This is a genomic window from Sorangium sp. So ce145, assembly GCF_051525985.1.
Lineage (GTDB): Bacteria > Myxococcota_A > Polyangia > Polyangiales > Polyangiaceae > Sorangium > Sorangium cellulosum_B.
This window is the reverse complement of record NZ_CP150315.1, coordinates 1,916,694-1,941,549: the sequence shown is the minus strand read 5'-3', so window position 1 is coordinate 1,941,549 and position 24,856 is coordinate 1,916,694. Positions and strand designations below refer to the sequence as shown.

General features: G+C 70.9%; 22 protein-coding genes. 6 read left to right on the top strand and 16 right to left on the bottom strand.

Annotation, left to right across the window (positions count from 1 at the left end):
• The first annotated feature begins 121 nt into the window (after positions 1-121).
• Together WMF34_RS07325 and WMF34_RS07320 are read left to right on the top strand one after the other, a co-directional pair.
• The gene (locus WMF34_RS07325; RefSeq protein ID WP_012234014.1) at positions 122-1,819 is read left to right on the top strand and encodes a rhomboid family intramembrane serine protease; all 1,698 of its coding nucleotides are present in this window, start codon (positions 122-124) and stop codon (positions 1,817-1,819) included.
• 73 nt (positions 1,820-1,892) lie between these two features.
• Positions 1,893-2,603, top strand: a complete 711-nt coding sequence (locus WMF34_RS07320; RefSeq protein ID WP_437992840.1) for a GNAT family N-acetyltransferase — start codon at positions 1,893-1,895, stop codon at positions 2,601-2,603.
• Positions 2,604-2,786: 183 nt separating this feature from the next.
• Here the strand turns inward: WMF34_RS07320 and WMF34_RS07315 are convergent, their stop codons facing one another.
• Positions 2,787-4,109, bottom strand: a complete 1,323-nt coding sequence (locus WMF34_RS07315) for a DUF6896 domain-containing protein (RefSeq protein ID WP_437994622.1) — start codon at positions 4,107-4,109, stop codon at positions 2,787-2,789.
• A 535-nt stretch (positions 4,110-4,644) separates the two neighbouring features.
• On the opposite strand from WMF34_RS07315, the gene WMF34_RS07310 reads away from it, so the two are divergent.
• The 3 genes from WMF34_RS07310 to WMF34_RS07300 all read left to right on the top strand — a co-directional run bounded on the left by WMF34_RS07310 (position 4,645) and on the right by WMF34_RS07300 (position 7,411).
• The gene (locus WMF34_RS07310; protein WP_012234011.1) at positions 4,645-5,355 is read left to right on the top strand and encodes a DsbA family oxidoreductase; all 711 of its coding nucleotides are present in this window, start codon (positions 4,645-4,647) and stop codon (positions 5,353-5,355) included.
• A gap of 30 nt (positions 5,356-5,385) precedes the next feature.
• Positions 5,386-6,297 (top strand): ribosome biogenesis GTPase YlqF, encoded by a 912-nt coding sequence (gene ylqF / locus WMF34_RS07305; protein WP_437992839.1) that lies wholly within the window; start codon positions 5,386-5,388, stop codon positions 6,295-6,297.
• Positions 6,298-6,487: 190 nt separating this feature from the next.
• Complete coding sequence (locus WMF34_RS07300; protein WP_012234009.1) at positions 6,488-7,411, top strand: DUF808 domain-containing protein; 924 nt, start codon at positions 6,488-6,490, stop codon at positions 7,409-7,411.
• Between the two features lie 51 nt (positions 7,412-7,462).
• Here WMF34_RS07300 and WMF34_RS07295 read toward each other — a convergent pair whose 3' ends face one another.
• The 14 genes from WMF34_RS07295 to WMF34_RS07230 all read right to left on the bottom strand — a co-directional run bounded on the left by WMF34_RS07295 (position 7,463) and on the right by WMF34_RS07230 (position 22,622).
• Positions 7,463-7,909, bottom strand: a complete 447-nt coding sequence (locus WMF34_RS07295) for a DUF3037 domain-containing protein (protein ID WP_012234008.1) — start codon at positions 7,907-7,909, stop codon at positions 7,463-7,465.
• Positions 7,887-8,750 (bottom strand): HipA family kinase, encoded by an 864-nt coding sequence (locus WMF34_RS07290; RefSeq protein ID WP_012234007.1) that lies wholly within the window; start codon positions 8,748-8,750, stop codon positions 7,887-7,889. Before WMF34_RS07290 ends, WMF34_RS07295 begins: the two co-directional genes overlap by 23 nt.
• 289 nt (positions 8,751-9,039) lie before the next feature.
• Complete coding sequence (locus WMF34_RS07285) at positions 9,040-10,149, bottom strand: hypothetical protein (RefSeq protein ID WP_437992838.1); 1,110 nt, start codon at positions 10,147-10,149, stop codon at positions 9,040-9,042.
• Between the two features lie 308 nt (positions 10,150-10,457).
• A complete protein-coding gene (locus WMF34_RS07280) occupies positions 10,458-11,003 on the bottom strand; it encodes a dihydrofolate reductase family protein (protein ID WP_437992837.1) in 546 nt (181 codons plus the stop codon).
• Between the two features lie 244 nt (positions 11,004-11,247).
• Positions 11,248-12,537, bottom strand: coding sequence for a hypothetical protein (locus tag WMF34_RS07275; RefSeq protein ID WP_012234004.1), 1,290 nt, complete (start codon positions 12,535-12,537; stop codon positions 11,248-11,250).
• A gap of 558 nt (positions 12,538-13,095) precedes the next feature.
• Positions 13,096-14,007: a hypothetical protein gene (locus WMF34_RS07270; RefSeq protein ID WP_437992836.1), complete on the bottom strand. Its 912-nt coding sequence runs from the start codon at positions 14,005-14,007 to the stop codon at positions 13,096-13,098.
• A gap of 643 nt (positions 14,008-14,650) precedes the next feature.
• Positions 14,651-15,121 carry a hypothetical protein gene (locus WMF34_RS07265; protein WP_012234002.1) on the bottom strand — a complete coding sequence of 157 codons (471 nt, stop codon included), beginning with the start codon at positions 15,119-15,121 and terminating at the stop codon, positions 14,651-14,653.
• A 10-nt stretch (positions 15,122-15,131) separates the two neighbouring features.
• Complete coding sequence (locus WMF34_RS07260) at positions 15,132-16,334, bottom strand: MFS transporter (protein ID WP_437992835.1); 1,203 nt, start codon at positions 16,332-16,334, stop codon at positions 15,132-15,134.
• Between the two features lie 45 nt (positions 16,335-16,379).
• Positions 16,380-17,570: a PQQ-binding-like beta-propeller repeat protein gene (locus WMF34_RS07255; protein WP_437992834.1), complete on the bottom strand. Its 1,191-nt coding sequence runs from the start codon at positions 17,568-17,570 to the stop codon at positions 16,380-16,382.
• Positions 17,571-17,662: 92 nt separating this feature from the next.
• Positions 17,663-18,874, bottom strand: coding sequence for a DNA polymerase IV (locus WMF34_RS07250; RefSeq protein ID WP_437992833.1), 1,212 nt, complete (start codon positions 18,872-18,874; stop codon positions 17,663-17,665).
• Between the two features lie 120 nt (positions 18,875-18,994).
• Positions 18,995-20,047, bottom strand: coding sequence for an FG-GAP repeat domain-containing protein (locus tag WMF34_RS07245; protein WP_231864727.1), 1,053 nt, complete (start codon positions 20,045-20,047; stop codon positions 18,995-18,997).
• A gap of 396 nt (positions 20,048-20,443) precedes the next feature.
• Complete coding sequence (locus WMF34_RS07240) at positions 20,444-20,965, bottom strand: hypothetical protein (protein WP_437992832.1); 522 nt, start codon at positions 20,963-20,965, stop codon at positions 20,444-20,446.
• 269 nt (positions 20,966-21,234) lie between these two features.
• On the bottom strand, positions 21,235-21,990 hold the full coding sequence (locus WMF34_RS07235) for a hypothetical protein (RefSeq protein ID WP_157906500.1): 756 nt from the start codon (positions 21,988-21,990) through the stop codon (positions 21,235-21,237).
• A complete protein-coding gene (locus WMF34_RS07230) occupies positions 21,987-22,622 on the bottom strand; it encodes a hypothetical protein (RefSeq protein WP_157906499.1) in 636 nt (211 codons plus the stop codon). The genes WMF34_RS07235 and WMF34_RS07230 overlap by 4 nt, the downstream gene beginning before the upstream one ends.
• 778 nt (positions 22,623-23,400) lie before the next feature.
• On the opposite strand from WMF34_RS07230, the gene WMF34_RS07225 reads away from it, so the two are divergent.
• Positions 23,401-23,589: a hypothetical protein gene (locus WMF34_RS07225; RefSeq protein WP_044964216.1), complete on the top strand. Its 189-nt coding sequence runs from the start codon at positions 23,401-23,403 to the stop codon at positions 23,587-23,589.
• A gap of 22 nt (positions 23,590-23,611) precedes the next feature.
• Here the strand turns inward: WMF34_RS07225 and WMF34_RS07220 are convergent, their stop codons facing one another.
• Complete coding sequence (locus tag WMF34_RS07220; protein ID WP_044964213.1) at positions 23,612-24,757, bottom strand: hypothetical protein; 1,146 nt, start codon at positions 24,755-24,757, stop codon at positions 23,612-23,614.
• Between the last annotated feature and the right edge of the window lie 99 nt (positions 24,758-24,856).

The window sequence follows — 24,856 nt, the reverse complement described above, 5'->3', positions numbered from 1 at the left end:
GCCGACCCGGGACGAGCGCGGCAGCTCGCCGGGCGCGCTCCGCGATCCTGCGCGCGCCGCCTTTCGGCTACGCTCGCCGCGCGACCTCTTGCGGGAAGGGGAAGCAGGAGGAGAAGCGAGCGTGGTGGACCTGCCGATCATGGACCGTGCGCCCGGGGACGACGCGGCGGCTCGACGCGACCGCCTGCTCGCCGCGCTGCTCCGCGGGCCGGACGCCCTCGTGCTGCTCCGCTGCGACCCGGGCCTGGCTTTCCTCGCGGGCAGGTCGGCGCCCCTCCAGATCGCGCTCGTCACGGCGCCCGGGGACCCGTCGGCCGACGAGCTCCACGCCCTGCTCGAGCCGCTCGTGAAGGCGGTGCGGCCCGGCGGGCCGCCGACGCACGTCGTGCTGGTGGGCGGGAGCGCTGCCCCAGGCCAGGCCGCGCTCACCAAGGTCGCGCCGTTCGTGCAGCCCGTGCCGATGGGCTTCCACCACCTCGACGCCGCGGGCGAGCTCGCGCGCGTGAAGGGGCAGGCCCTGCCGGCCCTCGAGCGGGCCCACGAGCGCCTCGCCGAGGTGGGCCCGCTCGAGCCCCAGGCGCTCGCGGAGGCGCTCGCCGAGGGGCAGGCCCTGGCGCAGCAGGAGCGCGCGATCGTCGACAGGCTGAGGGGCAGCCGCCGCGTCACCGCGACGCTCATGATCGCGTGCGCCGCGCTGCTCGCCGTGAGCTACGCCTTCGGCTCGGGCACCCACGAGGCGGCGCTGTGGCGCATGGGCGCCAACAGCGGCGAGGCGGTGCGCCATGGGGAGCTTTACCGGCTCCTCGCCTCGGCGTTCCTGCACGCCGACCCGATGCACCTCTTCGTCAACATGCTGGCGCTGTGGTCCTTCGGCCCGATGCTCGAGGCGCTCCTCGGCCCGCGGCGCTTCCTCCTGCTCTACGGGGCCTCGGCGCTCGGCGGGTCGCTCGCGAGCGCGATGCTGGAGGACCGGTGGAGCGTCGGCGCGTCGGGCGCGATCTGGGGCCTCATGACGGCCGGCATCGGCGTCGCGCTCCGCCCGCACGGGCTCCTGCCCCCCGCGATGATCGCGCAGATGCGCAGCCGCGCGTGGCTGCCGCTCGGCCTCAACCTCGTCTACAGCTTTCAGCCCGGCGTCGACCTGCTCGCGCACCTGGGCGGCGGCGTGGTCGGCTTCGCGCTCGTCGTCACGGTCCTCCCCCGGGGCCTCACGCCCGTGGACCGGCGCGAGCGCGCGGCGGACGCCGAGCCGAGGCCGCGCCCCCTCCTCACGGCGGCGGCCGCCCTGACGGCCGCGGCGATGGCGCTGTCCGTGGCGATGGCGTTCGCCGCCGGCCGCCCGTGGGAGCTCCGCGCGCCGCCGGCGCTGACGCGCACCGCGGTCGCGGACACGGGCGTCGCCCTGGACCTGCCGGAGGCGCTCGCGAGCGCCTCGTCCGTGGAGGAGCTGGCCGGCATCCGCTTCCACACGTACGGGCAGCTGCCCCGGACGCCCGTCGTGTTCCAGGTCGCCGTCTTCCCACTCGAGGGCGCGGTGCCGCCCGATCAGCTGGACGCCCTCCTCGAGCAGGAGCGCAAGGTGCTCGACGAGCAACGGCCGGCGAACACCGTCACGAAGGGCCCGGCGACGCGCATCATGCTGGGCGGGCGGCCGGCGGTGAGCGTGAAGAACGGGCTCAAGAACGGGGTGCAGATGGTGAGCTACGTCGTCGTGCTCGGGGACCGCGAGGTGATGCTCCAGGCCTACTCGACGGCGGATCGACCGGCGACGTGGGAAGGGATCGAGGAGAAGGTGGCGGCGACGATCGGGGCGCAGTAACACGCGGCTGGCGGCGCCCGCGGCGGGTGCCGCCAGCGAACGACCTTGCGGAGGTAGCGATCCCGTGGAGCACATGAATTCTCTGATGCAGCCGATCGGCCACCCCCTCCCCGGCTGGACGCCGCGGCCGCTGCCGCCGCGCGAGATCCTGCTCGGGCGCACCTGCCGGGTCGAGCCGATCGACCCCGAGAAGCACGCGGCGGACCTCCATGCCGCCAACCTCGCGGACGCGGAGGGGCGAGGCTGGACCTACCTGCCCTATGGGCCCTTCGCGACCCTCTCGGACTACCACGCCTGGATGGACGCCACGTGCCTGGGCGATGATCCGCTGTTCCATGCGATCATCGACGCGACGACCGGACGGGCGGTCGGCGTCGCGGCCTACCTGCGGATCGACCCCAGCAACGGCGTCATCGAGGTCGGGCACATCAGGTACTCACCGCTCCTTCAGAGGACGCCTGCGGCGACGGAGGCGATGTACCTGATGATGCGGCGGGCGTTCGACGAGCTCGGCTACCGGCGCTACGAGTGGAAATGCCACGCGCTCAATGCGGGCTCGCGGGCGGCGGCGGTGAGGCTCGGGTTCCGCTTCGAGGGCGTGTTCCGGCAGGCCGCGGTGGTCAAGGGGCGCACCCGCGACACCGCGTGGCACGCGATCATCGACAAGGAGTGGCCGGCGGCGAAGGCGGCGTTCGAGCGCTGGCTCGATCCATCGAACTTCGACGGGGCGGGCCGCCAGCGGCAGAGCCTCTCCGCGCTGATGGGCGCGGAGGAGCGGCGATAAGCGGGGGTGACCGGGCGACGGCGAGGCGGCGCCGCATCGCCCGGTGGTGGGGTACTTTGGAGTCTTTTGAACCGCCAAGACGCCATAAGACGCCAAGAAATGAAGTAATAATCTTGGCGCCTTATGGCGTCTTGGCGGTTCCATCATTTCGGCAGGATGGGGGAATCCCCCACCACCTGCCTTTCATCCCCACACCACGCGGTCGAAGTCCGGATCGATCCCCGGTCGGATCGCGTCGGCCCAGGCGCGACGTTCCTCGATCTCGTACTCGAGCGACTCATCGGCGCAGGCCTCCTGGATCTCCTCCCATCCATAGCCCGGGCCCTCCGTCGTCCGCAGGACGTGGGTCTGCGTCCAGCGCGCGACCGCCGCGCGCGCCTCGTCCGATCCAATCCACGAGAGCGCGGCCCGCACGGAGGCCGATTCCTCGAACGTGGCCGCGTCGTCCAGCGCGAGCAGGAGCTCGCGGAGGCACCACGCCTGACCGAGCGCCGCGAGCGCCGCGGCGACGTCCGTCCGGACCGCGGGCGTGCTCGATCGCAGCCCCCGGCGGAGCGCGGCGAGCGCGTGCGGAGGCGCATGCTCGAGCAGCAGCAGGGCAAGCTCGCCGAGGAACGGGTTGCCCAGATAGCCCTCGACGACCTCGACGCGCGCGAACGCCAGCACCACGTCGACCGCGCGATCGCGCTCGATCCCGCGGCGCAGCAGGTACCGGGCCGCGGCGTGCACGGCGTAGGGATGATGCAGCGCCGGATCCACGCGGGCGAGCAGCCTGGCTACCGCCGGGCAGACGGGGTAGTCCGGGTGTGCGTCGAGCCGCTCGATCGCGCGCGCAGAGGTCGCGTTCACCGACGCGTCGATCAGCCCCGCGCACACATCGACGAACTCCGGCGGATCGAGCACTGTCTCGAGGGGCTCGATGAACGCGCTTGCCGTCGCCTCGTTCGCGATCCCCGCGAGCAAGTACCGTTTGTAGGCGTCGCGCTGCGCGGCGGCTCGCGCCTGGGCGGCCGCCGAGGGCCGCTCGACGGCGAGCAGCTCGTGATCGCCGAGGTGCTCCGCCCAGCGAGCGCGGAGGGACGCGTCGGAGAAGTCGATCGCGGCGAACGCCCCGGCGTTCTCCTCAATCTCAGGGGCGGCGCGGAATACGTGCCGATGCTCGTTGCGGACGAGCAGTCCCTCCCGGGTGAGCTCGCGGATCGCGGCGGCCATGGCGTCACCGGTCGGAAGGAATGCGAGCAGGCGCCGCTCGGGCAGCGCGGGGTGAGGGAGGCTCAGGATGCGCTGCGTGAAGAACCAAGGATCGATCGTGAGGCCGTCATCGCCGTGATCGTCGACGTCGATCGTCTCGCCGTCGGGTGCGGTCAGGCAGAGGCCGATGCCGTGAAAGTAAAACTTCCAGCCCGGCATGCCCGGTACGTCGCCACGGCGGGAGGCACGAAAGAGGCGCTCACGCTGGACCCGTACCAGCCAGCGCTGCCGATCGACCTGCCGCGCGAGCGCCACGAGGAGCCAGGCGTGCCACGGGTCAGGAGGCGGACCGGCGGCGACCGGGCCGGCTGCGAGGGCGGTGCCAACGGCAATAAGGACGGGATGCACAGGCGTCGTCGTGACGCGGCTGAGCGTGCGCGGCAAGACGGGGGCGTGAGCGCCCGCCGGGCCGATGGGCGGGTATCAGGATAGGCACGATGATCCCGCCATAGGGTTCATGTTCGCTCTCATCACCGAGCGAGCCATCCATCTTCGAGCAAGCCCCGGGGGAAGGCACCGCTCTCGCAGCGCCTTCTTTCTATAGGTGTGACCCGCGTGTGATCTGACCCGCGTGTGATCTAATGAATCTCGGCAGCGCTGGATTGCGCGACATCGACCAGACCACAGAACGCGGCCGCCGGGCCGAGCGCCACCCACACGCAGGCGTACACGGGAGGGCTCCGTTCTCCCCGGCGAGCTCGACCCCTCCCCGACCGCCGCCCCGGCGCCCCTCCCGCCCGCAACGCACGCCGCCTGGCCGGAGGCGCCACGGCGCCCTACCTTGATCGCCATGAAGAAGCTCCGTGTCGATGTCTGGTCCGACATCGCGTGCCCGTGGTGCTACGTCGGCAAGCGCCGGCTCGAGGCCGCGCTCGCCAGGTTCCCGCGCCGGGATGCCGTCGAGGTCGTCTGGCGCGCCTTCGAGCTCGACCCCTCGGCGAAGCGCGTCCTCGACACCGACGTGTCCTACGCCGGGCGCCTCGCGAGGAAGTACGGCGTGCCCGTCGCCAAGGCCGAGGCGATGATCCGGCAGATGACCGAGGTGGGCGCGGCGGACGGCCTCGATCTCCGCTTCGACAAGGTCCGGCCCGGCAACACCTTCGACGCGCACCGCGTGCTCCACCTCGCGGCCGAGCGCGGCGTGCAGGACGCGGTGAAGGAGCGGCTGCTCCGCGGCTACATGACCGAGGGCGAGGCCATCGGCGAGCCGGAGGTGCTCGCGCGCCTCGCCGGCGAGGCGGGGCTCGATCCGGACGAGGTCCGCGCGGCGCTCGCGAGCGACGCCCACGCGCGCGAGGTGCGGGCCGACGAGGACGAGGCGCGCGCGATCGGCATCACGGGCGTCCCCTTCTTCGCGTTCGGCGGGCGGTACGGCGTCTCCGGCGCGCAGCCGGCCGAGGCCCTCCTCGGCGTGCTCCAGAAGGCGTGGGACGAGGCGGCGGACGCCCCCGAGCAGGCGCTCGCCGAGGGGGCGGCCTGCGGCCCGGACGGGTGCGCGTGACCCGCCGGGCGTGATAGAGCTGCGCGGCGGATGTCGATCCAATGGTATCCAGGCCACATGACCAAGGCTCGGCGCTCGATCGCCGAGTCGATGCCGTCGCAGGACGTCGTCATCGAGGTGCTCGACGCCCGCATGCCGCTGGCCAGCGAGAACCCCGTCCTGGCCGAGCTGCGCGGCCAGAAGCCGTGCATCAAGGTCCTGAACAAGAGCGATCTGGCGGACCCGGCCGTCACAACGGCGTGGCTCCGCCACTTCGAGGCGGAGCGCGCCGCGCCGCCTGACGAGGCCGAGCGCGGCGCCTCGCCGGGGGGCCAGGTGCTCGCGATCGCGATCTCCGCGAGCCAGTCGTCCGAGGCGCGGCGCCGGATCCCGGAGCTCTGCAAGCGCCTCGCGCCCCCCAAGAACGGCCCCGGCAAGGTGGTGCGGGCCATGATCGTGGGGATCCCCAACGTCGGCAAATCGACGCTCATCAACCTGCTCATGGAGCGCAAGGTGGCCAAGGTCGGCGACGAGCCCGCGGTCACGAAGAGCCAGCAGCTCGTCACCTTGAAGACCGGCATGGCCATCTCCGACAACCCGGGGATCCTCTGGCCCAAGATCGACGACGAGGCGGCCTCGTTCCGCCTGGCCGTGGGCGGGGCGATCCCCGACACGGCCATCGATTACCAGAGCGTCGCCCTGTTCGCGGCGGGGTACTTCCTGCGGCGCTACCCCGAGCTCCTCGTCGCCCGCTACAAGCTGAAGGAGCTGCCGGAGACGGCCGCCGCGCTGATCGAGGAGATCGGCCGCCGCCGCGGCTGCCTGCGCAGCGGCGGGTCGGTGGACCTGCACAAGGCGTCGGACATCCTGGTCCACGACTTCCGCGCCGGCCGGCTCGGGCGCATCAGCCTGGAAGAGCCGCCGGGGCTGGAGTCGCCGTCGGGGATCGAAGAGAGCGCGTGAGCCGAAGCACGGCGCCGGCGGCCAGGCCGGCCGATCGACGCGGGCGCCCAGGATCTTCGACCCGAAGGCCGCCGGCGCCCGCTACCATGCCCACCGCGACGGCTGCCCTGCGGCGCCGCCCGCGACGTTCGCCACGCTCCACACGCTCCGTACGCTCCCCACTCCATTCACCCGACGAGGACCTCACTCCATGGCCGGAAGCAGCCTGCTCGCCCTGATCGACGACATCGCCACCGTGCTGGACGACGTTGCCGTGCTGACGAAGGTGGCCGCCAAGAAGACCGCCGGCGTGCTGGGCGACGATCTGGCGCTGAACGCGCAGCAGGTGACGGGCGTCAGCGCCGACCGCGAGCTGCCGGTCGTGCTGGCCGTGGCGAAGGGCTCGATGCTCAACAAGGCCATCCTGGTGCCGGCGGCGCTGGCGATCAGCGCCTTCGCGCCCTGGGCCGTCACGCCCCTGCTGATGGTCGGCGGCGCCTTCCTCTGTTACGAGGGCTTCGAGAAGGTCGCCCACAAGGTGCTGCACAGCAAGCACGAGGACGAGGCCCGCCACGCCGAGCTCGTGCAGGCGCTCTCCGATCCGAAGATCGACCTCGTCGAGTTCGAGAGGGACAAGATCAAGGGCGCGGTGCGCACCGACTTCATCCTGTCGGCCGAGATCATCGCGATCACGCTGGGCACCGTGGCGGCGTCGCCGTTCGGCACGCAGGTCGCCGTGCTGAGCGGCATCGCCGTGCTGATGACCGTGGGCGTCTACGGCCTGGTCGCCGGCATCGTGAAGCTCGACGACGCCGGCCTCTACCTGAGCCGCCAGAGCGGCGGTCTCCAGCAGTCGCTCGGCAGCGGCATCCTGAAGGCGGCGCCGTGGCTGATGAAGGGCCTGTCGGTCGCCGGCACGGCGGCGATGTTCCTGGTCGGCGGCGGCATCCTGACGCACGGCGTGCCGTGGCTGCACCACCACATCGAGGACATGACCCAGGGCGCCGGCGCCGTGCTCGGCGCGGTGGTGCCGTCGCTCGCCAACATGATCGTCGGCGTCGCGGCCGGCGCGGTCGTGCTGGGCGTCGTGACCGCGGTGAAGCAGGCGATGAAGCGCGAAAAGGACGGCCACTGACCCTCGGGCGCGGGCTCGCGCCGCCTGGAGCGCGGGCTCGCGCCGCGCCGATCAGCCCTGTCCGGACCGCCCCGGCCGCACCAGCGTCGCGACCAGCCGCTCGAGCGCCGCGGCCGGGTCGGCGCCGAGGCCCGCGTGCACACGCGAGGGCTGGACGACGGTGCTCGCCGGGGAGACCACCCAGCCGAAGCGCTCGTCCTGGGGGAGCTCGGCGACGTACCCGCACGCCCGATCGCCGGCGCAGACGCGGCGGATGAAGTCGAGGTGGCCGCGGACCGCCTCCAGGTCGAGGTCGGGCCAGAGGGCGAGCAGGCGCCGCTCGTCGGGCTCGAAGCGCGCGTCGAGGAAGCCCCGGGCGCGGCAGAAGAGGACCACCCCGACGTTGACGCGCTCGCCGCGCTCCACGCGCGGGACCACGCGCAGCACGGCGTAATCGAACGGGTCGGCGGCGTCGACGTCGCGCGCGCCCGGAGGGCTACCGCCGGGCACGGGCTGCATCGAGCGCCTCCTCGACGAAGCCCCGCGGCGACGCGAGGCGGTGGGTCAGGTAGGCGGCGTACGCCGCGCGCCGCGCCGCGACCGGCGCCGCGTCGGGCTGCGGCGCATCGACCGCGTCGGGCGCGAACGCGGACCGCCGCTCGCCCGAGGGCCGGGCGCGGGGGTCCTGGTCGTCGGCCAGCCACGCGTCCGGGATCGCGGAGACGATCTCCGCGATGCGCTCCGGCGTGAGCCGGGCGCTCAGCGCGGCGTCGGCCGCGGCGAGATCACCCGCGAACGGGAGCAGGACATGGCTTTTGACGAGCGGGAAGCGGTCGCCCGCGTCGGCGCGCGGGTCGGTCGCGTCGGTCCAGGCGTGGTGGACATAGAGCGCCGCGCCGTGGTCGATCAACCAGAGGCGGCGGTGCCACAGGAGCAGGTTGGGGTTCTTGGGCGTCCGGTCCACGTTGCTCGTGAAGGCGTCGAACCAGACGACGGCGGCCGCAAGCCCCGGGTCGATCGCCGGGCCGGCGAGCGGCTGGAAGGCGAGCGATCCGGGCAGGTAATTGAGGGCGAGGTTCAAGCCGGCGCTCGCCGAGAGCAGGTCGGACAGCTCCGGATCCGGCTCGGCCCGCCCGAAGGCGGGGTCGAGATGCATGAAGACGATCTCCGGCACCGGGAGCCCGAGCGCGCGCCCGATCTCCCCGGCGACGAGCTCCGCGATGAGCGCCTTCGGCCCCTGACCGGCGCCGCGGAGCTTCAGGACATAGAGCCCGTCGTCGTCGGCCTCGACGAGGGCCGGCAGCGACCCGCCCTCGCGGAGCGGGGTGACGTAGCGGGTCGTGTGGACGGTTCGGATCATGCTTCAGCAGCGTGGCGGGTGGCGGGGGAATTCCCCCGCCCCGCCGGTAAGGATGGGGCCGCCAGGACGCCATGAGACACCCGGATTTTTGTGTCTTTCTTGGCGTTTTTGGCGTCCTTGGCGGTTCAAAAGACCCCGCCGCCGACCAGAGCCCCCCGCAGTCACGTGAGACGGGGACGCTGGGTCGAGCTGGAGCGCGCCGGGGAGCGCGCCCTCGATGATCGATGAGGCGGCCCCGGCGCTCGCTCCGCGCAGCAGCGCGAGAGCGAGCGCCGCAGGCGCTCGTGGATCACTCGCCGAGGGGATCCAGCCTCGAGCCTTGCACGGGCAGGTAGTCGCCGACCTGGAAGTTCTGCAGCCCGTCCGTGAACTCGAACGGACCGATCACATGGATCACCTCGCCGCTCGCGCCGCCGGCGCCACCCTCGCCGCTCGTGCCGCCAGCGCCGCCCTCACCGGTGGCGCCCGCCGAGCCGCCCTCGCCGCTCGTGCCGCCAGCGCCGCCCTCACCGGTGGCGCCCGCCGAGCCGCCCTCGCCGCTCACGCCGCCAGCGCCGCCCTCACCGGTGGCGCCCGCCGAGCCGCCCTCGCCGCTCACGCCGCCAGCGCCGCCCTCACCGCTCGAGCCACCAGCACCGCCGGCGCCACCCTCGCCGCCCGCGCCGCCGGCACCACCCGCGCCGCCCGAACCGCTCGTGCTGGCCGGCCTCGTGACGGTGATGGAGTCGATATAGACGATGGTCGGGTTGGCCCAGGGCCCCTCGGCACCTGCGTCGATCTTGACGCCGAGGCGCCTCACCTTGGTCGCCTCGAATTTCCCGTTAGCAGCGGCATCGGCCGCATCAGCGGCATCGACGTCGATCGTGAGCTCGGTCCACTCCTTCAGGTCGTTGAAGCCCGTCCACGCCCAGGGGACGCCCGCCCAGTTCTCGTCCTGTCCGTTCTGCACGAAGACCTGCAGACCACCGCCGGTGGCGGCATGTGCCTTCACACGGAACGTGACGGTGGCGCCGGTCAGGTCGACCAGCGGAGCGAAGTCGAACTGGAACAGCGTCCCCGTGTTCTCCGTGGTGAGCGGCACAGCCAGCCGGGCGCAACCCGAGCAGCTCTCCTCCGGACCGGGCCCGATGTCGGGGGCGCTGCCGCCCGCGCCGCCTTCGCCGCCGGCGCCACCGTCGCTGCCGCCCGCGCCGCCTTCACCGCCGGCGCCACCATCGCTGCCGCCCGCGCCGCCCGCGCCGCCCGCGCCGCCTTCGCCGCCGCCCGAGCTGCTGCTGGTGCTCGGCGTCGTCGTGCTGGAGCTGGATCCACCGCCCGCACCGCCCCCACCGCCCGCACCGCCGCTGCCGGTCGTGTCGTCGTCACCGCAACCCGTCATGGCGAATGCGCCGACCAGCATCCCGCACATTGCCAAAGAAAGAACTGATCTCATCCTGACCCTCTCCTGATGTGCACCACGAGGCCACGCAGCCCGGGCCGCCGTTCGCCATGGCGGTTGCCACCGCCCGCTGGCTCCTCCGAGCCAGCCGCGTGGCGCAAGCTACCCTGGGCAGAAATTTTTCTCAACAGCCCGAACGTGTGAGCCCGGCAACCAGATGAGCCCTGTCGAGGCGCGGCGCTCAGCGCCCGCCCGACAAAAGCGCCGCGGCGGGCCCGGCGACGGCGTCGCGACGGAATCGTGCGGCACGCCCTCGACGGGGCGACCCCTTACGCCGCGTCCCCGCGCTTCACGTCGTACCGGAGGAGCGAGACGCCGTTCGCGTACGACGTCGCGCCGAGGAGCGCCAGCTCGACCTTCCTGGAGCTGCCGCCGAAGAGCCGGACCCCGTGCCCGAAGACGATGGGATTCACCTTGAGGACGAGCTGATCGATGAGGTCGTGATCGAGGAGGAAGCCGGCGAAGGCGCCGCCCCCGCAGAGATAGATATCGGCCCCGTCGCCCTCCTTCAGCCGCTTCAGGGCCGCGATCTCGTCACGGTCCACGACCTCCACCTCGGCGCCCTCGCCGAAACGGAGGGTCTTCGAGAAGATGTAATGTGCCATGTGCGGGTAGGCTCGCTTCCCGGGGACGAGCCCGAAGGGATAGCCCCACTCGTACGTCCTTCGCCCCATCACGACGGTGTCGTAGCCCTTCAGGCGCTCGACGTAATCGGCGACGTGCTCTCCTTCCATCGCGAAGCCGTCCACCGAGCCGTCCTCGTGCGAGATGAAGCCGTCGACCGTCACCGCGATGTCATAGACGACCTTTCTCATTCGAATCCTCCTTGAAACGCTGTCCTGAGCTCGCCGTGGGTCGGTCCATCGAGCGCGCCGGGTCCTGGCGCGTCGAGGCCATTCTCATCGCGCAGCTCGCGCCAGCGCAACCAGAGAAAGCTCGCCGGGGGGCTGTCGAGCCCCCTCCGGCTGGCGGTGTCACGAGCTCATGCTGTTGGATGCTCTGGCGCGCCTCGCGCGCTTCGCTGCGTCCGGTGCAGCGTGCTCCCCGGCTGCCCCGGGATCACTCGGCGATGTGGGTCAGCAACGAGCCGGCCACCGGCATGTAGTTGCCGATCACCATCGGCTCCGCGCCGGTCGTGAACTCGAACGGACCCACCACGTGGATCACCTCTCCACTGGAGCCGCCGCCTTCACCGCCCGCGCCGCCTTCACCGCCCGCGCCGCCGACACCGGCCGAGCCGCCTTCGCCGCCCGCGCCGCCGACGCCGGCCGAACCGCCTTCGCCGCCCGCGCCGCCGACACCGGTCGTGGCGCCTTCGCCACCAGCGCCGCCGACGCCGGCCGAGCCGCCTTCGCCACCGGCGCCGCCTGCGCCGCTCTCGCCGCCGGCGCCACCTTCACCGCTCCACCCGCCGGCGCCGACGTCACCGCTCGTTCCACCGGCGCCGCCCACGCCGCTCTCGCCGCCGGCGCCACCTTCGCCGCTCCACCCGCCGGCGCCGCCCTCGCCGCCGGCGCCGCCCTCGCCGCGCTCGCCGCTCGGTGCGGCGCCTCGCGCGGCGCTCGGAGTGCCGGGCTTCGTGACGGTGATGGAGTCGACGTAGACGACGGTCGGGTTGGTCCAGGGCCCGGTGCCGCCCGCCGTGAGCTGGAGTCCGATCAACTTCACCTTCGTGCGTTGGAAGGAGGGCTTCGACCCGGCCAAGGCGTCGACATCGATCGTGATCTCATGCCAGTCTGCCAGGCCGGAGATCGGATTCCACGAATAACCGATGTTCTGATAGTTCAGATCCGCCCCGTTTTGCACGAACGGCTGCACGCCGCCGCTGGTGCCGGCGTGGGTCCTCACGCGGTACGTGACCGTGCTCCCCGTCAGATCGACCGGCGCGGCGAACTCGATGAAGAATTGCGTCGCGGTATTCGCGGTCGTGAACGGCACGGACAGCCGCGCGCAACCGGAGCAACGCTCCTCCGGGGCCGAACCGCCGCCGCCTTCGCCCGAGCTGCCGCCGCCTTCGCCCGAGCTGCCGCCGCCACCGACACCCGGGCTGCTGCCGCCGTCGCTCGAACCACCGCCGCCGTCGCTCGAACCACCGCCGCCGTCGCTCGAACCGTTGCCGCCGTCGCCGGCGCCCCCGCCGCCATCCGCGTTTGAACCGCCATCACCCGCGCCGCCGCCGCCGTCAGAGCCCGAGCTGGTCGAGTTCGACGACGTGCTGGAGGTGGATGAGCTCCCGCCGCCCGTCCCGCCCGCACCGCCGCTGCCGGTCGACTCGTCATCACCACAACCCGTCATGGCGAACGCGCCGACCAGCACCCCGTACGCCGCCAAAGAAAGAACTGATCTCATCGTGACCCCTCCTGGATAGGCCCCCGCGAGGCTGCGCGGCCGAGGCCGCCGTTCGCCGGAGCGGCTCTCATCGCACTCGATCTCTGCCGAGCCAGCCCCGCAAGCAGCGACATTATCCTGGACAGACGACTTTCTCAACAACCCGGACGTGCGAATCCGTCACCAAAACATAACGCGCTTGGGCTCGCTCGGCGCTGGCGCCGCTGCGAGCGCGGCAGCCACATGAGACCACCTGCGGAGTCGAGCGAAGCGGGGCGCGGCAGCCACATGAGACCACCTGCGGAGTCGAGCCCGAGCACAGCGCGGCATCCCGAGAGCGCAGATAAGCGCTCTCTCGTGCCAATCGCTTCCTCAGCGACCGTCGTCGCCGCGACGACGCCACCGACAGCGCACCTCGTTCATTCAAGGCACCTCCGGACGCGGCAGCGCGCTCGGCTCGTCGAGGTTGCCGAGCCCCTCGCCGTCGCATCCGGAATCGTCGTCAGATCGGTGCAGATCGATGCTTCAACACGTCTCGTGGACCTCCCTGACGAGCGGGCGCCACGGGATAGCCAGGGGTCACTGAGCGACGTGGGTCACCGTCGAGCCTTCCACGGGCTGGTAATTGTTGACCTCCATCGGCTCCTCGCTCGTCGTGAACTCGTACGGACCCATCACATGAATCACATCGACGCTGGAGCCGCCGCCTTCGCCGCCTTCGCCGCCTTCGCCGCCTCCGCCGCCTTCGCCGCCTCCGCCGCCTCCGCCGCCTCCGCCGCTCGAGCTGCTGCTGCTCGCGCTGCTGCTGCTGCTTGCGCTGCTGCTGCTCGCGCTGCCGCCGCCTTCGCCGCCCGCGCCTCCGGCCCCGGCCACCCCGCCCGCGCCTCCGGCGCCGCTCATCCCCCCCGCGCCGCCATCGCCGCTGGTGCCGCCCGCGCCGCTCATCCCCCCCGCGCCGCCATCGCCGCTGGTGCCGCCCGCGCCGCCATCGCCGCCGGTGCCGCCCGCGCCTCCGGCGCCGCTCATCCCCCCGGCGCCACCTTCGCCCCCGGCGCCGCCTTCGCCGCGCTCCCCGCTACGGCCAAAGAAGAAGCGCTGGCTGCTCGGAGCCCCTTCGCCCGTGCCGGGTCTCGTGACCGTGACGTAGTCGACGTCGACGACGGTCGGATTGGCCCAGGGCCCCGTGTTGCCCGCCGTGACCTGAATCCCGATCATCTCCACCACGGTGCGGTTGAAGGTGGTATTCGCCGGAGCCATCGCATCGACATCGACCTTGAGCTCCGTCCACTCTGTCAGGTCGACAAGCGCGTTCCACGAGTAGCCGATGTTCGCATAGTTGAGATCGGCCCCGTTCTGCACGAACGGCTGCAGACCGCCGCTCGTGCCGGCACGGGTCCTCACGCGGAACGTGACGGTCGCGCCGGTCAGGTCGACCTTCTCGTGGAAGAAGATCATGAACTGCGTGGCCTGCCCCAACCTCGTGAGCGGCACGGAGAGCCGCGCGCAGCCAGGGCAGCCATCGCCCGGTTCGACGACGCCTCCACCCACACCGCCGCCGGCACCACCACCTGCGCCGCCATTACCGGTAGTTCCTGCGCCGCTCGAGCTGCTGCTCGCGCCCGTGAGGCCCGACGATGTGCTCGGGGGAAAGGGGAAGCCCCCGCCCGTACCGTCATCGCTCGCGGGGTTGTCCGTGCAACCCATGACGGCGAACGCGAAAACCAGCAACCCACACCCCGCTGCAGAACGAACTGCTCTCATCCTAGCCCCTCCTAGATCCATCCCGCGAGGCCCCGCGGCTGATGCCGCCGTTCGCCTTCAGCGGCTCCGACCGCGCCCGAGCTCCTCCGAGCCAAACAGCACGGGACGAGACTATCCTGGACAGAGCAACTTCTCAACAACACGGACGTGTGGATCCGTCGTTACAGTTCAGCGCATTTCGCGATCACCGACGCTGGCGCCGATGCGCGTGAAGAGGCCACATCATGCCACCAGCGAAGTCGCGTCCGGAGCGCGGGCGCCCGCCGGCGCCAGCGGCTGAGCGCCCCTGGCTGCTCGGCCGTGGTGCGATATCGAGGCGACGGCGGCGCGCGGCGCCCGTGGCGAGGCTCCATCGGTCATCGGGGCGCAGGGCTCAGCGCCCACCCGGCGACGGGGCCGCGGTGGGGTGGAGTAGCATCATGGCAATGGCGATCACATAAAACGAGAGGCCGGCCAGCAGGAACGCGATGGCGACACGGTAGATCGCTGTCTTGCGATCGCGGTAGGCGAGCGAGGCGAAGAGCCAGCCGCGCAGGTCGTCGCCCGGTTGCTGGGTGAGCCAGCGGATGTGCTGCACACCCCAGACGATCAGGGTCGCGGAGAGCAGGACGATCGCCACGCCGGCGATGATCAGCCCCTGCGCGTGGGGGCTGGTGCCGGCGATGAGGCGGCCGGAGAAGCCGGTCGTGGTGATGACGATGCCGCACAGACCGATGAGCACCTGGGCGCGGTTGTGGAGGACGGCGAACTGCCGCTCCAGGACCCCGTGGATGACGTCCCAGGACCCGGCGCCGACCAGCTCGATGAGCCGGTCCACCTCTTCCTCTCTCTCGATCTTCTTCATGACGGGCGCCCTAGCACCGCGGCGCCCGCGCCTCATCACGCCGCGCCGCGCGCGCGACGAACAGGCCGAGCGCCGCGCTCGTCAGCGCGACGAGGAGCGCGCCCGAGGCCCACAGCACGGGGCGGTGCCCGTAGCGATCGACGCCCATCCCCACGACGGGCCCGAGCAGCACGAAGGCGAGGCGGAAGAGGAAGCTGCGGAGCGAGACGCAGCTCGCGCGATCGCCGTCGGGCGCGAGGCGCTGCTCCTCGTGGTGGAGCAGCGGCATGTGCAGCCCGCGCACGAGCGTGAGCAGGAAATAGAACGCGACCCCGAGCACGTGGCGCGAGAGCGCGAGGCCGAGGTACCCGGCCGCCACCAGGACGACGCACGCGAGCAGCGTCCCCGTCATGCCGAGGCGGCGGCCGGCGCGCTCGCTCAGCATCGAGCCGAGCGCGGTGGTGAAGCTCGCGACGGCCCACATGGGGCCTATCCACGCGACCGGGGCGCCGGCCTCGGTCGCGTACAGCGCCATGAGCCACGTCGGCAGGTACGACGCGAGCGCGAGCGCGACGCCGAGCAGCAGCACCGCGCGGAAGTCGGCGCGCTCGAACAGCGCGTCGCGCACGATCGCGCGCATGCGGCCCAGGTGGTCCTCGACCTTCGGCTCGGCGCGCCCGGTCTCGCCGAACCGGAGGGCGATCCCCGCCGCGAGCGCCCAGGCCGCGGCCTCCATCGCGAACGGCAGGCGGGACCAGCGCGCGTAAAGGAAGCCCGCGGCGAGCGCGGCGCTCCCCGAGGCGATCTGCGCGATCGAGCGCATGCGGCCGTACCAGCGGGCGAACTCGTGCTCTTTGCCCTGCTCTCGCAGCGAGTCGAAGAGGAGCGCGGAGTCCGCCCCCGAGACAAGGGAGAACCCGACGCCGAGCACGAGCTCGGCGAGCAGCACCGTCCAGAGCCCGCGCGCGAGCGCGTAGAGGACCCAGCCGATCAGGATGCAAAAGGAGGCGATCACGAGCGCGCGGCGGTGGCCCAGGCGATCGGCGATGTAGCCCGACGGGAACTCGAAGAGCGCGATGCTCAGGCTGAACGCGCCCTGCACGGCCATCATGGTGGCCACGCTCATGCCGATGTCCTGCGTCCAGAACAGCGGAAAGATGGCCGCCGGGAACATCAGCGACTGAACGCCGTGGTAGACGCAGATGCGCCAGGGGTTCTGCTGGACGGACGACATGGCGGGGAGCCCTGGGGCCCGCGCTGCCGCGGGCGCGCCGGACGCCTAGAACTCGGTCCCGATCATGTACCTGAGCTGCCCGGTCTTCAGCGAGAACACGTAGAGCGCCGTCCAGCTGGCGAAGAAGACGTCGTTCGCCGAGATCGAGATCCCGGACGAGACCTGCGACTTCTTGTGGACCTGCACGTCCCACAGCCGCTTGCCGGTGCCGGCCTCGAAGCAGGCGAGGCGCGTGCCTTCCTTGTGATCCTTCATGTCATAGGGGACGACCAGGAGCCCGCCTTCATAGGCCCCCGCGTCCACCCCCGTGGCCTTCGTGGCCAGCGGGTCGACGCCGGGCACCACCGTCTTCCAGAGGACCTTCTTCTTGTCCACCGCGGCCACCATGCCGACCTGGCTGCCCTTGCTCCGGCCGCCGAGCAAGAACCGCGGCCCGGGCCCGCTCGGGATGATCGCGCCGCGCACCGACATGCCCTCGACTTCATGCGAGCCGGGCAGCCCGAGCTCGTCGAACTCGTGCCAGCGGGCGAACCGATAGCCGGGCGCCTCTTCCTGGATCGAGCTCGGGACCGTCTTGCAGGCCGCGCCCTTCGCGAGCTCGCGCCGCTTCCCCGTCGCCGGATCGAGCCCGTGCTTCGCGTCGTCGACCGTCTCGACGACGATCACGCCGTCGCCCTCGCACAGCCGCCTCGCCTTCTCGCCGAGCAACGCCGACCACGACGGCGTCCCGGTGCGCAGGTCATAGGCCTGCGCCTTGCCGAGCGCGTCGATCGAGATCAGACGGCCGGCGGCGATCGCGCGCCGCGCCTCGTGGTTGGCCGCGTCCTTGGTGAGCGCCGCCGTCTTCCAGATCGGCTTGCCGTCGCGCCCGTCGTAGGCCGCGATCCACTCCTCGCCGCCGGGGACGTTGCTCTTGCCGATCACGTCCGGCGCGCCGTCGCCGTTCACGTCGGCGAGCATCGGCCGATCGCTGAAGTACGCCTTCGGTCCCAGGCCGGCGAGCGGCGCCGACCGGCCCTTGGACGGCCCCGACGCGCTGAACATGACGGCGCCGGCGACCGCGCCGGCCACGACCATGCCCATGACGACCGACATCACGATGACCCCCGCCGCGTTGCTGGACGGCGGGGCGACCCGGACGACGTGCATGCCCTGCGGGATCGGCGCGGTGGTGGGCTTCCTGCCGCGATCGATGAGCGACCGCGCGCCGCAGTACTGGCAGGTGACTGCGTCCATCGCCGGCTGAATCGGCAGCGGGGCGCCGCAGCGCGGACACCTGGAATCGACGATTCGTGCCATCGTCCCACTCTACACGAGCTCGAGACCGACTATTTCTTCTTCTCGCGCTCGCCCGGGGCCGCGCGCGGCGTCGCGCGGCCCGAGGGCGGGGGCTCCAGCAGCGCCGCGCGGGTGAGCCCCTTCCCGCCGAAGCGCTCGGCCACCTCCGCCACGACGCCCTCGAGGCGCCGGCGGCGCTCGGAGGCGACAGGGAACAGGCTCAGCGTCGGGCCGCCGGTCTCGCTCGTCAGGTCGCTCGCGGCGACGCCGACGAGCCGCACCGGCCGCGAGAGATCGAAGCGCGAGAGCAGCCCCTTCGCGCAGGTGTAGATCGAGTCCGTGTCGCTGACCGGCTCGGACAGCGTCGTCTGGCGCGTCCGCAGCGTGAAGTCCGAGTACTTGAGCTTCACCACCACCGCGCGGCAGGACAGGCCCGCCTTGAGCAGGCGCCGCGCCACGCGGCCCGACAGATCGAGCAGCCAGCGCTCGATCGGCTCCCTGCCCCGGAGGTCCTCCTCCACCGTCTCCTCCGCCCCGATCGACTCCGCCGCGCGGCCCGGGACGACCGCGCGCTCGTCGACGCCCACGGCGAGCAGCCGCACGTGCTCGCCCCACGCGGGGCCGAGCAGCTCGTGGAGGCGCGGCGCGGGGCAGCGCGCGAGATCGCCGATGGTGGCGAGCCCCGCCGCGCGCAGCCGCTCGGCCGCGCGCGGGCCCACGCCCCACATGCGCTCGAGCGGCAGCGGCGCGAGGAAGGCGGCGACGTCGCCGGGGACGACGACGAGGCCGTCGGGCTTTCGCAGATCGCTCGCAATCTTCGCGGCGAACTTGCAGGGCGCGACGCCGGCGGAGGCCGTGAGCGCGGTCTCGTCGCGGATCGCGCGCTTGATCTGCGCCGCGATCGCCTCGCCGTCGCCGAAGAGCGCGCGGCTCGCGGTCACGTCGAGGAACGCCTCGTCGAGCGACAGCCCCTCCACGAGCGGCGTGAAGCGGCGGAAGATCGCGAAGACCTGCGCGCTCACCTCGGCGTAGCGGGCGTGCCGCACCGGCACCACGATCGCCTGCGGGCAGCGGCGGAGCGCCTCGACCATCGGCATCGCCGAGCGGGCGCCCGAGGCGCGCGCCTCGTACGACGCGGCCGCGACGACGCCCCGCCGGGAGGCGCCGCCCACGAGGACGGGGCGGCCTCGCAGCGACGGGTCGTCGAGCTGCTCGACCGACGCGAAGAACGCGTCCATGTCGATGTGGAGGATCTGTCGCATCGCGGGGCGCCGATCGCACCCGAGAACCGCGGCGGGATCAACCGGCGCCCGCGGGGCGGGATCAACCCGGGATCGATCACCGGCGCGCGCCAGCGCGCGCCGCGAGCCGCCCGGGTCGGGTCAACCGCCGGGGGGGCCCAGGATCACCGGCCCTGGCGAGAGGACGTGGGTGCCGTTCATCAACCACACCGCGATCTGGCTCGTCCCCAGGCGTTGCCACACGACATCCGCCATCAGATCGGCGTTGACGTCGCCGGCGGTGATCGCTCTCCAGCCGTCGCCGATCGGCCCGGGGATCACCGGCCCCGCTTCGAGGAGCTCGACGCCATTCATCAGCCAGATCGCGACGAGGCCCCTCTCCTCGTTGGTCCAGAGCACGTCCGCCATGCCGTCAGCGTTGAAGTCGGCCGCCCAGAGGACGTCCCATCCCTCGCCGCTCGGCCCGGGGATCACCGGCCCCCGCCCGATGACCTCCGTGTTGCTCATCAGCCATACCGTCATCAGGTTGTGCACCTCGTCGTTCCAGATCACATCCGCGATGCGATCGAAGTTGACGTCGGGCACGGAGGCGATATCCCAATCGCCGCCCGGCCCCGGGATGAACGGGCCCGGCGCGAGCAGCTGAAGGCCATTCAGCAGCCACACCGTCATCAGGTTCTGCTCCTCGCTGTAAAAGAGCACATCCGAGGCGGCGTTGCGGTTGAAGTCGTTCGGCCGGATCACCCAGCCTCCGCCTCGGGGCCCGGGGAGCATCGGGCCCTGCGCGAACGGCCGGCCTCCGTCCGTCAGCCAGATGGTTACCAGATTCCGCTCATCGTGACGCCAGATCACGTCCGCCAGGCCGTCGAGGTTGAAGTCGTTCCCTATGGCGACCCAGCCTTTACCGGCCGGCCCACGGACGATCGGGCCCGGCGCGAGCAGCTGGACTCCGTCCATGAACCAGATGGCCATGAGGCTGCGCTCGGGGTCGATCCAGAGCACATCCTGCTTTCCGTCGAAATTGTAGTCGATCGCCTGGATGACCCGCCACCCGTAGGTGCTGGCCCGCTGTTCTGCGACCCCGAGGGTGGGAGCTGCAGCCGCCGCGGATCCGCCCTCGTCGAGCAGGTCGACGCCGGCCGCGCAGCCGAGCACGGCGTGAATCGCGGCGGCGGCACACAGATACTTGGTCACGACCACAGGACTCGTCACGCTCGCCTCTCTTGCGCCGCGCGCGCGGCAAGGCCGCCGATCCTGGGGGGATGCGCGACCTCGCCCGTGGGCACGCCGCTCACGGGCCTGGGGGGACGGCAAGCGGCGGTCCATCCGGGACCGGCCCTCGGACATCAAGGCGAGCGCGGTGGTCGCGGCCCTCGCTGGGCTCGGTATCGCAGGCTTCTTCGGGTTCTCGAGCAAGTGGGAAGAACGGTACAGGCTCCCGCGCCTGGTCCCGCGGGCCGAACCAGAGGAGCGCCGGGCCGAACCAGCCCAGCGGCGCCGACGGGACGCGCTGGTGAGGCGGGTGCTCACCTGCATCGCAACCAGCCTGAGCGAGAGCGACGAGGCGAGCGGCGTCCCTGCCGCGACCGATCAGAGCTGCCCGTACTCAAGGATCCGGTCGCGCGGCGCTCCCTTGTCGGACTCCAGATCGACGACAATCCCGAGGCGCGGTTCGACGTAGGCCGCCCAGAGGGTTCCATGTCCGGGGACGCTGATCCAGGCATTCATCTCCGTGATCGACAAGAGCCCGTCGATGCTTCGATCGAAGATTCTTATGTCCCTGAATCGTAGCCCGAGCGTGAGTCCGACCTGGGTGTTGAGATTGAAGGAGTTGACGTCTGCGCCGAGGAACAAATCGACGTGCGTGGTCCGGATGAGGGTCCCCTGGGGCCTCAAGGTCGTGGTGAACACGGGAAGAACGGCGCCGATCAATTGGTAGAACTGAAGGCTCGTGGCCGCGCTCGCGCGGAACCGTCCGGCCTCGAACGTGCCGTGGATCCCCAATCTCTTGTTCTCGATCGTCGACATGTTCTCCTTGCCCACGCCGACGCCGATGAAGTACCCGATATTGAGCACCTGGGTGGGACTCGCGGTCTGCCCGAAGCTCACCATGACCGTATGGACAGCCCCTGGAGCAGTTCCGCCGCCATACGTGACTCCGAGCCTTGCGAGATGGGGGAGCTTTGTCTGAATGATACCGTTGAGACGGAGGCCGTCCCAATGGAATTTCTCTAGGGGCCGTGGCTCTTGCGCTGATGCCGGAGCGGCGAGGGTGAATACTGCAAGACCTGACAGCGCGCGCAAGAATGGCGGCCCTCGCCCGTTCGGCCAGCGGATCGATGGCTCCCACGAGATACACGGCGGATCGAGATGGGTTCGAGTCATTCGGCCTGCATGCGGGCGATGCACTCGGGGTTCTTTACGAGTTCGTCGATGTCGACGTCGCCGTACTCGTCCTTGGTCATGTAGGCGCTTTCCATTGCGCCGATCCCGCGAACGTCGCTCGTGACGTCTGGCTGCAACGCACTCTCAAAGTACCTTATAACGTCGGAGCAGATCGAAAATTGCTCTCTCGCCAATTCCCGAATGCTCAACACGGATTCGCAGTCGATCGTGGCGTTGCCCAGTATTTCCTCGTATGCGTTGAATTGCCGCCTGAAATCCCTGCAGCTCTCGGCCATCCTGCTGAGCTCCGACGCTCGCGATGCGATGTCGCATTGCATTGAAAGCGCTGGCTCAGGTGGAGGCGTGGGGCTGCCTTCGCGGGCGTGGGGCTTTCCCTCTCTCTTCTGGTGTTGGTGGTCGCGGCGCTGGAGGGTCTCTTCGCAGCTGACCAACCTCCTCCGGGTGACGCTCAGAGCTGACCGAACATCGGAGTCGTCATTCCTGGCGGTGTCCTGGTGCGATCGATGTTGGTCGTCGCTCCCCGCCGAGTTTCGTCCCAGATTGTATGCTGCCGCCGACGCGGCGATCGCGACGACCCCAAACCCAAGCCATCTTGTCGGCCTTGATGATGCTTCCATGTGTCGACCGTCGCGGATTGCAATTTTGATGGCACTCGCAATGATGGCCTTGGCCTGTTCGGCCGGCGGGGCGATGGCTCCCGCAACCTGAACGGAGGAGCGAAGTCGAATCATTCGGTCTGCATGCGGGCTATGCACGCTGGGTTACCTACCAGCTTGTTTATGTCGACGTCGCCGTATTTGCCGCTGATTGTGTATGCGTCTTCTACTGCGCCGACGGCGAGAGGGTCGCTCATCGCGTCCTGGGATCCGGGTTCCTCGTTGACTCTTGTAAGGAGATCGCAAATCTGGCGCTGTCTCTGGGCAAGGCCTCGAATGCTCAAGACGGTTTCGCAGCCGACGGTGCTGTTCCCCAGGATTGCCTTGTATGCATCGAAGTGTCTTCTGAAGTTCCTGCACTGTCCGCCCGCTATATTGAGATCCTGCGCTTGCATCGCGGTGATGCATTGCTTCGAGAGCCCTCGCTCAGGTGGAGGTGTGGGGTTGCCTTCGTTGCTGTAGGGCTGCCTCGCTCCCTCGTGAGGATCGTGGTCGCGACGCTGGTGGGCCTCTTCGCAGATGGCCAACCTTTGTTGGGTGGCGCTCAGAATTGACCGAGGATCGGGCTTGTTCTTTCTGACGTTCTGGCGCGTTTGAAGCCGATTATCGCTCGCCACCGATATTCTTCCCAGGTTGTACGCTACCAAGGCGGCGACGGCGATGAACCCCAATCCAATCCATGTTGTCGGTTTCGGTGACATTTTCATCTGACGAGCCTTGCGGATTGATGGCGATTGTCGTCGGAGCCGCAGCTGGTGAGGTGAGGATAAGCCTCCGAGCGCTGTGAGCTAGTGGTAGCACGGGTCAATCTTGGTCGTCGTTATCCCGACATCCTGCGGGCGAATGATTAGCGAGGGGCCGCTGACGGGCTGCAATGACTCGCGCCATTCATCGCATGTCTTCGTAGCTAGTATGAGGAGAAATCGGTCTTGTAGCGGCAGCACGTTCTCGCAGTAGATTGGCTGAGGCCGGACGGTCTCTTGTGCACACAGCGCTAGGCACTCGGGGGATGGATCCGTGCACGTCGGCGCTGGTGTTCTATCGAGGACCGTGCATCCGGCTTGACATAGTACCGTCGCGGAGATGAGCTGGGCGAGGCCGGGGCGTGTCGTTCTTGGAGGACGAGTTGCTGCGGTCATAGGCTCTTGCTCTCAGGGGTACCTGGTGGTGGCTCGCGTTTGCCTCGAGAAGCGGGCAGGAGGATACAGGAAAGGCTGTCGTTCTTGATGAATTCGTTCGCATGGTCGCCCCCGGGCGTCGTGAGCGAGCGCGTCGAGCTCGCAAGCCCTGCGCGGGATGTCCAAGACGTCTGGAGCACAGGAGCAGGCAATCACTCGCGCGCCCGGTCGCGGACCATCTCGCTTCGCTTTCAGGGGATCGACGGGGCGCCAATCGGTTCGCGCGGCCCACGCCGCGAACGCTCGTTGGCCGAGCACCCATTCCCTGGCGCGCAGCCGCCCCTCGGACGTCAGGGCCAGCGCGGCCATGAAGCGGCTTCGCGCCGAGGGACGCGGCACGCCCGCGGGGTCGATCGTGGCGTTCTGGGTGGGTGAACCGGTCGAGCCGACGGTCGGGTCGTTGCCGCTCGCAGGCGCCCTGGTCGCGGCCCTCCGCGACGAGGAGCGCGGAGAGCTCGCGGATCGGGTGGAGCTGTTGCCGAGCGGGAGGCGATGAGCGCCTGTTCTTCTCGCGGGCCCTATGCCCGGCAGCAGAACGTCGACGGCTCGGCCGGCAGCAGCTCGCCGGTGGGCTCGCCGCCGCTCGGGGCGCATCCGCCGGGATCCACGGCCACGACCTCCGCCGACTTGCTGCCGAGGGCGACGCCGGGCGGCGTGACCCCGCAGAACGGCGTCGTCGAGCTCACGACGGCCGACACGAGCGTCTGCGTGCACGCCCCGTCGCTGTAGACCGAGGCCATGATGGTGCACGACGCGCCCTCCGGCTCCCCGCAGCCGCACTCGGAGCAGCCGCGCGTGTCCTCGGCGCCGCCGTAGAAGACGTGCCTGTCCAGGTAGGGCTCTGCGCATGTCACGTCACCCTCGTGAAAGATGCACGTCAGGAAGCCGCCGGGCGGCGGGACCCCGGGCTGGTCCGGAGAGGGCATGCAGGTGCTCCGGTCGCCCAGGCACTCCGTGTAGGCGCCGGGCACGCAGGCGAGCGCCCGGGTCTGCCACGGATCGAGGAGCGCCGGCGGTGGCGGCTCGTCGACCCTCGGCGTGCAGGCGGCGGCGGTGACCAGCACGGCGGGCGCATCGATCGAGATCGACTGCACGCACGGCTGCCCGCCGCAGTCCTGGCCCGCGGGGACCGCGTTCTCGGCGGTGCAGGCGCCGTCCCAGCCGCCGGGCGCCGCGAAGGGGGTCTCGACGCTGCCGGGGTCGCCGGGGCAAGTCATCGAAGAGTGCGCCGACCAGCCCAGCGGGAGCTGGCACGAGGCGGTGGCCGCGCCAGGCGGATCGCACAGACAGGCCGCGCAGGTGAGCGGCGCGGGCGCCAGGTCGGCGAAGCCCTCGTAGCCGACGTTCGGCGCGGCGGCGGGGCATGCGGGTACCTGGTCCCGCGGGCCGAACCAGAGGAGCGCCGGGCCGAACCAGCCGAGCGGCGCCGGTGGGACGCAATCGCCGGCACAGGCAGTCTCGTCGCCACCGCCGGCCCCACCACCGCCGGCCCCGCCTCCGCCCGCATCCCCGCCATCGCCCGCATCCCCCGTGCCCGCCTCGGGATAGGGGCACACTGTTGTCTTGCCCCACTCGCTCGGCTGGCACGGGCCGTAGACCGTCGGATCTTCGCCGCAGCCCGGAAGCAAAAGAAAGCTCGCGATCAGACAGAAGCAGGCGCGCATGCCGCGCAGGCTATCCGAAACCGCCCCGCGCGCACAACAAGCCTCTTGTTTCTTGCGGCCGACTGCGTTCGCCATTCCCATGTCCTTTCCGAAATTCTC

Coding starts and splice junctions, on each gene's coding strand:
- WMF34_RS07225 (WP_044964216.1), top strand. CDS start 23,401: ATGAAGCGGCTTCGCGCCGAGGGACGCGGCACGCCCGCGGGGTCGATC.
- WMF34_RS07280 (WP_437992837.1), bottom strand. CDS start 11,003: ATGAGAAAGGTCGTCTATGACATCGCGGTGACGGTCGACGGCTTCATC.
- WMF34_RS07290 (WP_012234007.1), bottom strand. CDS start 8,750: ATGATCCGAACCGTCCACACGACCCGCTACGTCACCCCGCTCCGCGAG.
- WMF34_RS07240 (WP_437992832.1), bottom strand. CDS start 20,965: ATGGTGAGCTTCGGGCAGACCGCGAGTCCCACCCAGGTGCTCAATATC.
- WMF34_RS07320 (WP_437992840.1), top strand. CDS start 1,893: ATGAATTCTCTGATGCAGCCGATCGGCCACCCCCTCCCCGGCTGGACG.
- WMF34_RS07275 (WP_012234004.1), bottom strand. CDS start 12,537: ATGAGATCAGTTCTTTCTTTGGCGGCGTACGGGGTGCTGGTCGGCGCG.
- WMF34_RS07295 (WP_012234008.1), bottom strand. CDS start 7,909: ATGCAGCCCGTGCCCGGCGGTAGCCCTCCGGGCGCGCGCGACGTCGAC.
- WMF34_RS07310 (WP_012234011.1), top strand. CDS start 4,645: ATGAAGAAGCTCCGTGTCGATGTCTGGTCCGACATCGCGTGCCCGTGG.
- WMF34_RS07235 (WP_157906500.1), bottom strand. CDS start 21,990: ATGATTCGACTTCGCTCCTCCGTTCAGGTTGCGGGAGCCATCGCCCCG.
- WMF34_RS07255 (WP_437992834.1), bottom strand. CDS start 17,570: ATGGACGCAGTCACCTGCCAGTACTGCGGCGCGCGGTCGCTCATCGAT.
- WMF34_RS07260 (WP_437992835.1), bottom strand. CDS start 16,334: ATGTCGTCCGTCCAGCAGAACCCCTGGCGCATCTGCGTCTACCACGGC.
- WMF34_RS07300 (WP_012234009.1), top strand. CDS start 6,488: ATGGCCGGAAGCAGCCTGCTCGCCCTGATCGACGACATCGCCACCGTG.
- WMF34_RS07220 (WP_044964213.1), bottom strand. CDS start 24,757: ATGCGCGCCTGCTTCTGTCTGATCGCGAGCTTTCTTTTGCTTCCGGGC.
- ylqF (WP_437992839.1), top strand. CDS start 5,386: ATGTCGATCCAATGGTATCCAGGCCACATGACCAAGGCTCGGCGCTCG.
- WMF34_RS07230 (WP_157906499.1), bottom strand. CDS start 22,622: ATGAAAATGTCACCGAAACCGACAACATGGATTGGATTGGGGTTCATC.
- WMF34_RS07250 (WP_437992833.1), bottom strand. CDS start 18,874: ATGCGACAGATCCTCCACATCGACATGGACGCGTTCTTCGCGTCGGTC.
- WMF34_RS07265 (WP_012234002.1), bottom strand. CDS start 15,121: ATGAAGAAGATCGAGAGAGAGGAAGAGGTGGACCGGCTCATCGAGCTG.
- WMF34_RS07285 (WP_437992838.1), bottom strand. CDS start 10,149: ATGCTGGTCGGCGCATTCGCCATGACGGGTTGCGGTGACGACGACACG.